The organism is uncultured Roseobacter sp. (assembly GCF_947499265.1).
Classification (GTDB): domain Bacteria; phylum Pseudomonadota; class Alphaproteobacteria; order Rhodobacterales; family Rhodobacteraceae; genus Roseobacter.
In genome coordinates this window covers 93415-106018 of the sequence record NZ_CANMNK010000010.1, presented here as the reverse complement: position 1 = coordinate 106018, position 12604 = coordinate 93415, and the positions used below count along the sequence as shown (strand labels likewise).

Annotated in this window: 11 protein-coding genes; all 11 read left to right on the top strand. The window is 59.9% G+C overall.

Translation table 11 applies throughout. The features are described from left to right. Positions 1 to 2 precede the first annotated feature (2 nt). The 11 genes from Q1A63_RS22940 (at position 3) to Q1A63_RS22890 (ending at position 12592) form a co-directional block, all read left to right on the top strand. A complete protein-coding gene (locus tag Q1A63_RS22940; RefSeq protein WP_299410162.1) occupies positions 3 to 1454 on the top strand; it encodes a biotin carboxylase in 1452 nt (483 codons plus the stop codon). A gap of 21 nt (positions 1455 to 1475) precedes the next feature. Next, positions 1476 to 2447, top strand: coding sequence for a C45 family peptidase (locus Q1A63_RS22935; protein ID WP_298975424.1), 972 nt, complete (start codon positions 1476 to 1478; stop codon positions 2445 to 2447). Positions 2448 to 2572: 125 nt separating this feature from the next. Further along, complete coding sequence (locus Q1A63_RS22930; protein ID WP_298975422.1) at positions 2573 to 4153, top strand: ABC transporter substrate-binding protein; 1581 nt, start codon at positions 2573 to 2575, stop codon at positions 4151 to 4153. A gap of 107 nt (positions 4154 to 4260) precedes the next feature. Then, positions 4261 to 5826: an ABC transporter substrate-binding protein gene (locus Q1A63_RS22925; protein WP_298975420.1), complete on the top strand. Its 1566-nt coding sequence runs from the start codon at positions 4261 to 4263 to the stop codon at positions 5824 to 5826. Between the two features lie 52 nt (positions 5827 to 5878). After that, a complete protein-coding gene (locus tag Q1A63_RS22920; RefSeq protein ID WP_298975418.1) occupies positions 5879 to 6859 on the top strand; it encodes an ABC transporter permease in 981 nt (326 codons plus the stop codon). Then, positions 6859 to 7815 carry an ABC transporter permease gene (locus tag Q1A63_RS22915; protein WP_298975417.1) on the top strand — a complete coding sequence of 319 codons (957 nt, stop codon included), beginning with the start codon at positions 6859 to 6861 and terminating at the stop codon, positions 7813 to 7815. Before Q1A63_RS22920 ends, Q1A63_RS22915 begins: the two co-directional genes overlap by 1 nt. Positions 7816 to 7826: 11 nt before the next feature. Continuing rightward, positions 7827 to 8282 (top strand): DUF2059 domain-containing protein, encoded by a 456-nt coding sequence (locus tag Q1A63_RS22910; protein WP_298975416.1) that lies wholly within the window; start codon positions 7827 to 7829, stop codon positions 8280 to 8282. Between the two features lie 2 nt (positions 8283 to 8284). Continuing rightward, positions 8285 to 9265, top strand: coding sequence for an ABC transporter ATP-binding protein (locus Q1A63_RS22905; RefSeq protein WP_298975415.1), 981 nt, complete (start codon positions 8285 to 8287; stop codon positions 9263 to 9265). Then, complete coding sequence (locus tag Q1A63_RS22900) at positions 9265 to 10227, top strand: oligopeptide/dipeptide ABC transporter ATP-binding protein (RefSeq protein WP_298975414.1); 963 nt, start codon at positions 9265 to 9267, stop codon at positions 10225 to 10227. The genes Q1A63_RS22905 and Q1A63_RS22900 overlap by 1 nt, the downstream gene beginning before the upstream one ends. Further along, the gene (locus Q1A63_RS22895) at positions 10224 to 11342 is read left to right on the top strand and encodes a CaiB/BaiF CoA-transferase family protein (protein ID WP_298975412.1); all 1119 of its coding nucleotides are present in this window, start codon (positions 10224 to 10226) and stop codon (positions 11340 to 11342) included. The genes Q1A63_RS22900 and Q1A63_RS22895 overlap by 4 nt, the downstream gene beginning before the upstream one ends. Next, entirely contained in the window at positions 11339 to 12592 is a 1254-nt protein-coding gene (locus tag Q1A63_RS22890) for a flavin-dependent oxidoreductase (protein ID WP_298975411.1), read from the top strand. Before Q1A63_RS22895 ends, Q1A63_RS22890 begins: the two co-directional genes overlap by 4 nt. Positions 12593 to 12604 lie beyond the last annotated feature (12 nt).

The window sequence follows — 12604 nt, the reverse complement described above, 5'->3', positions numbered from 1 at the left end:
ACATGGCTGCTACGGTTCTTAAGAACATCTCGGAGATCCGCCGCTATTTCCACCGCAACGAGGACCCGGTCTATTTCATCTCGGCCACGAATTTCAATCTGTTGGGGCTGGACGAATGGGTGAAGAATTTCAAATACATCTGCTACATTGATTGCTACGGCGGCAAGCACCCGAATGTGTTCTGCCCCTCCGAGCAGCCGCATGCGGAATTCCAGTCCATCGAGGACATCAACAACTACCTGCTGCAGCACAAGGAGGTGATTGATTTCATCAAGCGGCGCGGCGGCAAGCCGAAATTCGTCTTCCTGATGTTCGATGCGGAGACGGAGCGGTTGTCGAAGGAGTTGGGGGCGGATGTCTGGTTCCCCAAGGCCAAGCTGCGCACCAAGATGGACAACAAGATCGAAACAGTACGGATTGGCAACAAGGCGGGTGTGCCGTCGGTGCCGAATGTTCTGGCGGAAGTGAAAGACTATGAAGACCTGAAGAAGACCTGCGAAAAGGCCAAGATCGGGCATGATCTGGTGCTGCAATCGGCCTTTGGCGATTCCGGGCACACGACGTTCTTCATCAAGTCCGAGGCCGATTTCCGGCGGCATGAGCATGAAATCGTCGGCGAGGGTGAGATCAAGATCATGAAGCGGATCGATTGCCGCGGATCAGCCATTGAGGCCTGCGCCACCAAGGAAGGCACCATCGTTGGCCCGCTGATGACGGAATTGGTGGGTTTCAAGGAGCTGACACCCTATCGCGGCGGCTGGTGTGGCAATGAAATCCTCTCCACCGCCTTCCCGCCGAAGGTGCGTCAGAAGGCGCGGGATCTGACCTTCAAATTCGGCGAGCAACTGCGCAAGGAAGGCTATCGCGGGTATTTCGAGCTGGATTTCCTGATCGACAAGAAGACCGGCGATTTGTGGCTGGGCGAGTTGAACCCGCGCATCACGGGCGCGTCCTCCATGACCAACCACGCGGCCTTTGCCCATGCGGATGCGCCGCTTTTCCTGTTCCACCTGCTGGAATTCTCGAAAAAGAAATTCAACCTGGATGTGGATGAGCTGAATGCCCGCTGGGCCGACAGCGCGAATATCGACAGCTGGTCGCAGATGGTGATCAAACATACCGATGATAGTGTGGACATCTGCACCGGCAGCCCGGAGACCGGCATCTACAAGATGCTGGAGGATGGTCGCGTGGTCTATGACCGTTTCGATTATCACCGTCGGGCGGTGGAAAGCGAGAACGAAGCGTTTTTCCTGCGCATTCTGCAACCGGGTGATTATCGCTATGAGGGGGCAGACATCGGCATTCTGGTCACGCGGGGCCGGTCGATGACAAAGAATTTCCGGTTGAATGAACGGGCGAAAAAGTGGATCCACGGGATCAAGCAAACTGTGACGGCAAAACCGCTGCCCACCGCGACGGCTTTGGCTGATCCGGCGTTCAAAATCCTCTGAACCGAAAGGACCGCGCACCCCATGTTATGGCGCGCCGTAAGTGAAGAAACGCCCGGGCCGAAATGGTCCGGGCTTTTCGCCGAATACTGGCCAGATTATAAACGCTGGTGGTTGAAGGAGGGTGAGACCGCGCGCCCGACCTATGCGGAATCTCACCGTGCACTCAAGCGGCACATGCCGGAAATCGTACCGCTCTACGAAGAGCTCTGCGAATTGGCGGGCGGCGGCGATCTGGCTGCGCGGTTCCTGTCATTCTACTGCCCGCCGCCCTATCTGGCGGGGTGCAGCCAGGCGATCTGGACCGGCAAACAGCCGGTAATGGTGCGCAATTATGACTACAATCCCAATGCCTTCGACAGTCTTGTGCTGCACAGCAATTGGCAGGGGCGTCGGGTAATGGGCACCTCAGACGGGCTCTGGGGGCTGGTCGATGGGGTGAATGACGCAGGCCTCAGCATTTCACTGACGTTCGGCGGCAGACGGGTGGTGGGCGACGGGTTCGGCGTGCCCCTGATCCTGCGTTACGTGCTGCAGACCTGCAATACGGCCGAAGAAGCTGGCGATGTGCTGGCGCGGGTGCCGACGCATATGAGCTACAACGTGACCGTGCTGGATAAAAAACGTCGCTATCTGACCGCGATGATGGCGCCGGACCGGCCTGCCTTGATCACCCATGCGGCGGTGGCCACCAATCATCAGGAAAATGTGGAATGGGTCAGCCATGCGCGGTTCACGGCAACGGTGGAACGCGAAAGATTTTTATTACAAAGGCTTACACTGCACCGTGATCCCGAAGAGAAGTTCATCAGTGCCTTTCTCAAACCGCCGCTTTACTCGACCGCGTTCAACGCGGGCTTCGGGACACTCTATACGGCTGTTTACCGCCCGCGACGGTTGGAGATGGAGTTGCGTTGGCCGGGGACGGTCTGGCCGCTGTCGATGAAAGCCTTTGAAGAAGGCGGTCGGCAGATTCTGATCCCGGGCGCTGCCTGAATTCTAAGCACCGTTAAATTTTTCCCAATAGTATCAATAACATTCCCGTTTAGATTGCAGAAGGGGCTTGCCAAATGCAGCCCCGTCCCAAAGATTGGCACCAGAAAAAAACAGGGGAGATCACCATGAAAATTACGACCTCACTTTTGTCCGTCGCCCTGCTGCTGTCGAGTACGGCACTGGCCAGCGCAGAGACGCTGCGTTGGGCGCGCGCGGGCGATTCACTGACACTTGATCCACATGCTCAAAACGAAGGGCCGACCTCGACGCTGGCCCATCAGATCATGGAACCGCTCGTTCACCGCGATCACGCGGGCACGATTGTGCCAGCGCTGGCCACCGAATGGGCACCGTCCGAAGACGACCCGAACGTCTGGACTTTCACGCTGCGCGAAGGCGTCACGTTCCATGACGGCTCAGCCTTTGACAGCTCTGACGTCAAATTCAGCCTCGAACGCGCGATGACGGAAGATTCCGACTACAAGGAACTGCTTGCTTCTGTTGCGGAAGTGCGTGCGCCGGACGCCTACACCATCGAGATCGTGACCAATGGTCCGAACCCGATCATGCCCAACAACCTGACCAACATGTTCATCATGGACAAGGACTGGGCCGAGGCGAACAACGCTGTCAAAGTTCAGGACTATGAGGGCGGCGAAGATACTTTTGCTGCCAAAAATGCCAACGGCACAGGGCCTTACAGGGTGGTCAGCCGCGAGCCGGATGTGAAAACCGTGCTGGCGCTGAACGAAAACTACTGGGGCATCGGTGAATTTCCGCTGGAAGTGACCGAGATCATCTACACGCCAATCCAGAACGCAGCGACCCGTGTCGCGGCACTGCTGTCGGGCGAGGTGGATTTCATCCAGGACGTGCCGGTACAGGATCTGGGCCGGGTGGCAGAAACCGATGGTCTGGATGTACGCACGGCACCGCAGAACCGTGTCATCTTCTTTGGCATGAACGTGGGCGACGAAGACCTCGCCAATGACAGCGTCGATGGTGCAAATCCGCTGGCGGATGTGCGCGTGCGCGAAGCCATGAACCTTGCGATCAACCGTGATGCCATCCAGCAAGTGGTGATGCGCGGGCAGTCCGCGCCTGCGGGCATGATCGCGCCGCCCTTCGTGAACGGCTGGGATGAGACGATGGATGCGTCTTCCACGACCGATCTCGATAAGGCCAAGACCTTGATGGGCGAGGCTGGCTATGGCGATGGCTTCTCGATCCAGCTCGACTGCCCGAATGACCGCTACATCAACGATGAAGCGATCTGTCAGGCGGCTGTTGGTATGTTGGCGCAAATCGGCGTCACCGTGAACCTTGACGCCAAGCCCAAGGCGCAGCACTTCCCGTTGCTGAGCAATCTGGAGACGGATTTCTACATGCTGGGCTGGGGTGTGCCGACCTACGATTCCGAATACATCTTCAACTTCCTCGTACATGGTCGTGACGACAAATACGGATCGTGGAATGCAACGCGCTACACCAACGATGATCTGAACGCGAAAATCCAAAGCCTCGCCTCCAACACCGACCTGGAAGCGCGGGATGCGGATATCGCGGCGATCTGGCAGGTCGTTCAGGATGAAAAACTGTACATTCCGATCCACCACCAGGTGCTGAACTGGGGCATGAAATCCAATGTCGACACAGTTGTCGAGGCGGAAGATTCCCCGAAAATCAAGTACTTCAAGCTGAACTAAGAGACACGCGCCCGATCCAGGGGCGCGATCTCTCCAAAACCATGGCGCAGGCTCGCGTGGCCTGCGCCGCCCCGCTTTTCTGACACAATATCGCAAAGGGTCCTGTCATGCTCCGCTCTGTTCGAATTGCCGCTGCTGCTCTCGCACTTGCTTCTGTCGCCAATGCCGAAGAATTCACCTGGGCAGAGACGACGGACCCTCAGACCATGGACCCGCATGCGGTAAACTCCGCGCCGGTACTGGGGTTTCTGAACAACGTCTACGAAGGTCTGGTCCGGCGCGGCAAGGACATGAGTATCGAGCCCGCGCTGGCGACGGCCTGGGAACCCATCGGTGCCGGTGAGGGCTGGCGCTTCACCCTGCGGGAAGGGGTCACCTTCCACGATGGCAGCACATTTGACGCGCAGGACGTACTTTTTTCCTACGAACGGGCCTCTGACGAAGGCTCCGATACCCGCAGCTGGTTTGCGCCTGTGTCCGAAGTGCGGGTGGTGGACGATTATACCGTCGACATTCTGACCAGCGCGCCAAATCCGATCTTTCCCGACAGCATCGCGAATTGGATGATCCTCGATTCCGGCTGGGCGGAGGCCAACAATGCGGTGCGGCCCGACAAGGACAACGGCAATTACGCCACGCTGAACACAAATGGCACGGGCGCTTTCAAGGTGGTCGCGCGCGAGCCCGGTCTGCGCACCGTTCTGGAGCCCTTTGACGGTTGGTGGGACGAGGCGACGCATAATGTGACGCGTGCGGAACTGACGCCGATCCAGAACCCGGCGACAGCCGTTGCCGCGCTGCTCTCAGGGGATGTGGATTTCATCAATCCGGTGCCCATTCAGGATACGGCGCGACTGGCCTCGAACGCAAAGGTCAAGGTCATCCAGGGAATCGAGGCGCGGGTGATCATGCTGGGGTTTCCGCATGAGGCCGAGGCGCTGAAGTATTCGGGTGAAACCTCTGATGCCAATCCTTTTGCCGATGTGCGGGTCCGTCAGGCCGTGGCCCATGCGGTCAACGTGCCTGCGATCCTGCAAACGATCATGCGCGGCAACGCAGAAGAGGTGAGCCAATTGGTCAGCCCGGCGATGCGTGGCTATAGCGCGTCGATGGCAGAGCGTCCCGCCTACGATCCGGAAAAGGCGCGCGCATTGCTCGCAGAAGCGGGGTATGCCGACGGGTTCTCGCTGGGTCTGAAATGCCCCAACGACCGCTATCTGAATGACGAGGCCGTGTGTCAGGCGGTCACCGGCATGTTGGCGCAGGTCGGCATCAAGGCGACGCTGGACGCAATGCCGGTGCAGAATTACTGGCCTGAATTGCGGGCTGACAACTATGACATGTACCTCTTGGGCTGGTCGCCCGGCACCTTCGATGCAGAGCACCCGATCCGCTTCCTGGCCAGCACACCCAATGAGGAAAAGAAGCTGGGGTCGTGGAACTTTGGCGGGTTTTCCAACGCGCGAATTGACGAGTTGTTGCCGATGATCCAATCAGAGATCGATGACAGCAAACGTCAGGCCATGCTGGACGAAAGCACCAAGATCCTTCAGGATGAGGTCGCTTATGTGCCGCTCTACGTGCAGCCCCTGGTCTGGGGGACGCAAGCGAACATCGACCTGACGCAACGCCCGGACAACTTCTTCATCCTGCGGTGGGTTACCGTCAATTGAAACCTGCAGGCCCTGACCTTGACCTGAGCCGCAACGGGACACAAAAGAACCTATGCTAGCCTACGTCATCCAACGCGTGTTTCAGTCGGCCATCGTTTTGCTGGTTGTGGGCCTTGTTGCGTTCTCCATGTTTCGATTTGTGGGTGATCCGGTCGACAATATGCTGGGGCAGGAGCGCACGCAGGCTGACATCGAACGGCTGCGCTCCCAGCTTGGGCTCGATCAACCCTTTGCCGTGCAGTATTTCAAATTCCTGCAGGGTGCGGCACAGGGCAATTTCGGGGTCAGCTATCGGCAGGGCCGTCCGGTCTCTGACATCCTGATCGAACGCGCGCCCGCGACGCTGGAGCTGGCTGCGGTTTCGGGGTTTCTTGCGATCAGCATCGGTATCGCGTTGGGGGTTTTTACCGCGATCAGGCGCAACGGCTTTGCTGCCAATGCGATCATGTCCGTGTCACTGATCGGGGTATCCCTGCCGACGTTTCTGATCGGGATATTGCTGATCTACCTCTTCTCGGTGGAGCTGGGCTGGCTGCCCAGTTTCGGCCGCGGGGACACGGTGATGCTGGGGGGATGGTCCACCGGATTTCTGACGGAGTCCGGGCTAAAAGCGCTTATTTTACCGTCCATTACGCTGGGACTTTACCAGATGACTTTAATTATGCGGCTGGTACGTTCAGAGATGCTTGAAGTGCTGCGGCAGGACTACATCCGCTTTGCCCGGGCCCGGGGATTGCGCGAACGCGCGGTAAACTTTCGGCACGCGCTGAAAAACACGCTGGTGCCGGTCATTACGGTCACCGGATTGCAGCTTGGGTCGATCATCGCCTTCGCGATCATCACTGAAACCGTCTTTCAGTGGCCTGGTGTGGGCCTCTTGTTCATCAACGCCATCCAGTTTGTCGATATTCCGGTGATGGCGGCCTACCTGATGTTGATCTCTGTCATGTTTGTGGGCATCAATCTCATCGTCGACCTGCTCTATTTTGCTATTGATCCGCGCTTGCGTGTGGACAGAACGGCGGCGCACTGATGGCGGATACCTCCTTGAACACCCCCGCCAAACCGCAGGAACGCTCCCGTCTGCGCGTCGCGCTTGAAAGCGATTTTGCCTATCAGTTTAAGAAATCGCCGGTTGCGATCGTATCCGCGCTGGTGGTGTTCTTTATGGTGTTCTGCGCTGTCTTTGCCCCGCTGATTGCACCCTACAACCCTTTTGACCCGGGCTCGCTCAACCTGATGAATGGGTTCTCCAGGCCGATGGAGCCGAATGCCTTCACCGGCGATGTCTTCTGGTTGGGGACCGATGATCAGGGGCGCGATGTCTTCTCCACCATCCTCTACGGCATGCGCATATCGCTCTTTGTGGGGGCGGCGGCGGTGCTCTTTGCCATGGTGCTGGGTGTCACGCTTGGGCTGCTCGCCGGATATCTCGGCGGCTGGACCGAGACCATCATCATGCGGGTCGCCGATGTGCAGCTGACCTTCCCCGCGATCCTCGTGGCCATGCTGATTTTTGGCGTGGCCAAGGGGATCACGCCGGTCGAATACCGCGACCAAATGGCGATTTGGGTCTTGATCATCGCCATCGGCCTCAGCGATTGGGTGCAGTTTGCCCGTGTTGTGCGAGGGGCGACGCTGGTCGAGAAGAATAAGGAATACGTACAGGCCGCGCGGCTGATCGGGCGGGGGTCCGGTGCGATCATGTTGCGCCATATCCTGCCAAATGTGCTCTCCCCGGTGCTGGTGATTGCGACGATCTCGCTGGCGCTGGCAATCATCGCCGAAGCAACGCTCAGTTTCTTGGGCGTCGGCGCGCCGCCGACACAACCCAGCCTCGGCACGCTGATCCGGATCGGGCAGGGGTTCCTCTTCTCCGGCGAATGGTGGATCCTACTCTTCCCCGCGGTGACGCTTCTGGCGCTTGCCCTCTCCGTCAATCTTCTGGGCGATTGGTTGCGCGATGCCCTTAACCCGCGCCTCAGATAAAGGTGGACCACATGCGTATTCTCACATTTCTCATCACGGTGTTTCTGGCTTCAAGTGTTCTGGCAGAAGACGCGGAACGCCTCGAAGCCGCTGAAGCCTATGTAAACAGCAAGGGTCAACAGGGCCTGATGGATGACATGCTGTCACCAGAAGGGGTTATGGCGCAGATGGGCCTGATCGGCGGCAGCCTTCCGGCTGACAAGCAGGCAACAGTGGCAAAAATTGTATCCGAGGAACTCGCCAGCATCCGCCCGGCGATGGAGAGCGCGATCATTTCCGGCATGGCAGAAACCTTCACCCTGGCAGAGATCAAAGCGTTGGCGGCATTTTATTCCTCCGAGGAGGGAGCATCGGCGATGAAAAAGATGAACCCCTTCATGGCTCAGACAATGCAGAGCATCGGCCCCGCCTTTCAGCAGATGCAAGCAAATCTGGCGCGACGTGTCCAAGCAGAATTGAGCGAGTAAGTATGAGTGCGGCGGTTCTGTCCATCCGTGACCTGACGGTCGAAATCCCCACACGCCACGGTATCTTGCGCCCGGTAAACGGGGTGAGCTACGACATTGCGGCGGGCGAGGTTTTGGGCGTTGTCGGCGAATCTGGCGCCGGAAAATCCATGGCCGGCAATGCGGTCATCGGGCTCTTGAGCCCTCCTGCGCATATTGCCAAAGGCGAGATCTGGGTTGGTGGCACGCGAGTGGATCAATTGGTCGGCGAAGACATGCGCCGATTGCGGGGCAAAGAGATTGGCATGGTCTTTCAGGACCCGCTGACCTCACTCAACCCGCTGCTCCGGATCGGGGATCAATTGACCGAAACCATGCTGGCTCATCTCGATATCTCGCGGGCTGAGGCCGAAAAACGGGCGGTTGCAGCGCTCGAAGAGGTGGGTATTCCCGGTGCTGCCGAACGGGTGGGCAGCTTTCCACACGAGTTTTCCGGCGGTATGCGCCAGCGCGTTGTGATTGCCCTGGCTCTCTGTGCCGAGCCCTCGCTGATCATCGCGGATGAGCCGACCACGGCGCTTGATGTTTCGGTGCAGGCGCAGATCATCGCGCTTTTGAAAAAGCTCTGCCGGGAACGGGGCACGGCGGTGATGCTGATCACCCACGACATGGGCGTGATTGCCGAGGCCGCCGACCGCGTCGCCGTAATGTACGCAGGGCAATTGGCCGAACTGGGGCCGGTGCGCGATGTGCTGACCGCCCCGCATCACCCCTATACCGACGGGCTGATGGGCTCCACCCCGCTGGCCTCGCGCGGGAAGGACCGGTTGCACCAGATCCCCGGGGCGATGCCACGTCTCGATGCGCTGCCCGAGGGATGCGCCTTTCACCCGCGCTGCCCCTGCGCACAGGATCGATGCCGGGCGTCGCCCGGACCCCGCATTGAAGACGGGGCAGGGCGCGTGGCCTGCTGGTTCCCGATGGTACGAGAGGCGGTGGCCTGATGGCGCTGGTCGATATTCGCAACCTGACCCGCATCTTTGATGTCTCTAAACCCTGGCTGAACCGCGTGGTCGAGCGGCGCGAGAAAGCCTATCTGACGGCTGTTTCGGACGTCAGTTTCGAGATCGCGGAGCGCACAGTCTATGCGCTGGTCGGTGAAAGCGGGTCGGGCAAATCCACCATTGGCAAGATGCTGGTGGGCCTGCTGGGCCCGTCCAAGGGGGCCGTCGAAATCCGCGGCACCGATCTGGCGCGCGAAACGGATGCTGCCAAGGTGGATGCGGTGCGGCGCGACATCCAGATGATCTTTCAGGACCCCTTCGCCTCGCTCAACCCGCGCTGGCGGGTGCGGGATATCATCGTCGAACCGGTTGCCGCGCGGGGTGGTGATACTGAAGGCATGGCTGAGCGTTTGCTGGAACAAGTTGGGCTGTCAGCGCGGGACGCGGGCAAGTTCCCGCATGAGTTTTCGGGCGGGCAACGCCAGCGCATCTGTATTGCGCGGGCGCTGGCCTCGGAACCCAAACTGATTGTCTGTGATGAGCCGACCTCGGCGCTGGATGTGTCGGTGCAGGCGCAGGTGCTGAACCTGATGAGCGACCTCAAGGATGAGTTTGGTCTCACCTATCTGTTCATCAGCCACGACCTGACCGTTGTGCAGCATATGGCCGACCGCATCGGTGTGCTCTATCTGGGCCGTTTGGTGGAGGAGGCCGGGCCGGACGCGCTTTTTGACGATCCCAAACACCCTTATACGCAGATGCTGCTCGCCGCCGCACCGCAACTGGGCAATTTCGGACGGGAGGTGCCACCCCCCACGGGCGAAATCCCCGATCCCATCAATCCGCCAACCGGCTGCGCCTATCACCCAAGGTGCCCGCTGGCCGCAGATATCTGCAGCCAGACCCGCCCGGAAATGCGCGATCTGCGTGGGGCGCGGGTGGCCTGTCACATGGCAGAATGAGTGGACCGCTTACAACACTGAAGGTCATTGAGTTTTCGGGGCTTGGCCCTGCGCCGCTGGCGGGCCAGTTGCTGGCCGATCTGGGCGCGGATGTGATCACCGTTGATCGCGCCTCGGCCCCTGCGGATCCCACGGACATCAACCGGCGGGGCAAGCGCAGCGTGGCGCTGAACCTCAAATCAGAGGATGGTCTCGCTGCGGCCAAGGCGCTGATTGCCCGTGCGGATATTCTGATCGAAGGGTTTCGACCAGGTGTGATGGAGCGATTGGGCCTTGGCCCTGAGGCATGTCCGGACACTCTGATCTATGGGCGCATGACGGGGTGGGGGCAAACCGGTCCCTGGTCGGACACCGCGGGGCACGACATCAATTATCTGGCGATGACCGGTGCCTTGCACGCCATTGGTCCCGCAGATCATCCACCGGTCGCACCGCTCAATCTGGTGGCGGACTTTGGCGGTGGGTCGATGTTCCTGCTCTTTGGCCTGCTGGCTGCGGTGATTGAGCGTGGGGTTTCGGGTAAGGGTCAGGTTGTCGATGCCGCCATGGTCGATGGCGTTCCGGCAATGATGGGCCTGCTGCACGGGATGATGGCGCAGGGCAAATGGACCACAAACCGCGAAGCCAACTGGCTGGATGGCGGCGCGCCTTTTTACCGATGTTACGAATGTGCGGATGGAAAATACATCTCCGTCGGCGCGCTGGAACCGCAATTCTTTGCTGAACTGATCCGACGGGCGGAAATCCCGCATGAAGGCGGTGCCGCCCAAAATGACGCCACCCGCTGGCCCGCGGATCGCGCGCAATTCGCGACGGTCTTCAAGACTAGAACCCGTGATGAGTGGGCGACCCTGTTTGAGGGTTCCGATGCCTGTGTCGCCCCGGTTCTGGACTTCACCGAAGCGCCCCAGCATCTCCAGAACGCAGATCGAGGGGTTTTCTACCAGGAAAACAGTGTCACACAGGCCCGCCCGGCGCCGCGGTTCAGTCGCAGCGCGCCGGATCGCCCGGACCCGCCAAGAGCTGTCGGCGCGGATACCGACGCGATTTTGCAAGGTTTGGGATATGATGCGGCGCAATTGGCCAGGATGCGCGATGCAGGAGCCATCACATGACCGTGCTGATTGCTGGGGCCGGGATCGCCGGGTTGTCGCTGGGTCTGACCTTGCATCAGATTGGCGTGCCATTTCAGATTTTTGAGGCCGTGCGCAGCCTGCGCCCCATGGGCGTCGGGATCAATCTGCAGCCCAACGCGGTGCGCGAACTTTTTGACCTTGGGCTTGAAAGTGACCTGCGAGAGATCGGCATTTCCACGCAGTCGGTGGGGTTTTACACCAAAACGGGGCGTGAGATCTGGACCGAACCGCGCGGCACCGCAGCGGGCTATCACTGGCCGCAAATCTCCGTGCATCGCGGGCATCTGCAGATGCTGTTGTTTGATACGCTGTGCCGTCGCGCGGGTGCGGCCTCTATCGTCACGGAGTGCCGCGCAACCGGGTTTTCAAACGATGCTCAGAAGGCTGATTTGCTGCTCAACGGGCCGGATGGACCAGAGGTGAAAACCGGTAGCCTGATCATTGCCGCGGATGGGATTCACTCGGCCCTGCGTCAGCAGATGTACCCAGACGAAGGATCACCCATCTGGGGCGGCGCGATCCTGTGGCGCGGGACGACACAGGCGCCACCGTTTCTGGGTGGCGCTGATATGGTCCTCGCCGGGCATGATACGCAACGGCTTGTGGCCTATCCGATCACGGCGCCCGATCCCGCAACAGGTGAGGCGACACTCAACTGGATTGCTGAGCGCCGCGTTGACCCTGCGCAGGGCTGGCGCAAGGAGGATTGGAACCGCCGCGCATCGCTTGATGATTTTCTGCCTGACTTTGAAGACTGGCGGTTTGACTGGCTGGATGTGCCCGCGCTTATGCGCGCGGCGACAGCGGTTTTTGAATACCCGATGGTGGATCGCGACCCGGTGCCCAACTGGACACAAGGCCGCGTCACGCTCATGGGGGATGCCGCGCATCCGACCTATCCGGTTGGCTCCAACGGGGCGAGCCAGGCCATCGTTGACGCGCGCATGCTTGGGGCGGCAGTGCAGACACACGGCCTAACCCCGGACGCGTTAGAGGCCTATGAGGCGATCGTGCGACCGCGCACAACCGGCGTGACGCTTGCCAACCGCGGCAGCGGTCCAGACGCCATTTTGCAGGTGGTCGAGGACCGGTGCAGCGGCGTGTTCGACGATATCGAAACCGTAATGCCGCGCGCGGAACTTGCAGCACATGCCACGAAATACAAAAAGCTGGCGGGCTTCGACGTGGAAGCGCTGAATGCGCAGCCCGCTCTGATCGGGCCGGTTTGAGCTTCGAGACTG

Excerpts from the sequence above, each read along its gene's own strand:
- Q1A63_RS22940 (WP_299410162.1), top strand. The coding sequence starts at position 3 with ATGGCTGCTACGGTTCTTAAGAACATCTCGGAGATCCGCCGCTATTTC.
- Q1A63_RS22935 (WP_298975424.1), top strand. The coding sequence starts at position 1,476 with ATGTTATGGCGCGCCGTAAGTGAAGAAACGCCCGGGCCGAAATGGTCC.
- Q1A63_RS22930 (WP_298975422.1), top strand. The coding sequence starts at position 2,573 with ATGAAAATTACGACCTCACTTTTGTCCGTCGCCCTGCTGCTGTCGAGT.
- Q1A63_RS22925 (WP_298975420.1), top strand. The coding sequence starts at position 4,261 with ATGCTCCGCTCTGTTCGAATTGCCGCTGCTGCTCTCGCACTTGCTTCT.
- Q1A63_RS22920 (WP_298975418.1), top strand. The coding sequence starts at position 5,879 with ATGCTAGCCTACGTCATCCAACGCGTGTTTCAGTCGGCCATCGTTTTG.
- Q1A63_RS22915 (WP_298975417.1), top strand. The coding sequence starts at position 6,859 with ATGGCGGATACCTCCTTGAACACCCCCGCCAAACCGCAGGAACGCTCC.
- Q1A63_RS22910 (WP_298975416.1), top strand. The coding sequence starts at position 7,827 with ATGCGTATTCTCACATTTCTCATCACGGTGTTTCTGGCTTCAAGTGTT.
- Q1A63_RS22905 (WP_298975415.1), top strand. The coding sequence starts at position 8,285 with ATGAGTGCGGCGGTTCTGTCCATCCGTGACCTGACGGTCGAAATCCCC.
- Q1A63_RS22900 (WP_298975414.1), top strand. The coding sequence starts at position 9,265 with ATGGCGCTGGTCGATATTCGCAACCTGACCCGCATCTTTGATGTCTCT.
- Q1A63_RS22895 (WP_298975412.1), top strand. The coding sequence starts at position 10,224 with ATGAGTGGACCGCTTACAACACTGAAGGTCATTGAGTTTTCGGGGCTT.
- Q1A63_RS22890 (WP_298975411.1), top strand. The coding sequence starts at position 11,339 with ATGACCGTGCTGATTGCTGGGGCCGGGATCGCCGGGTTGTCGCTGGGT.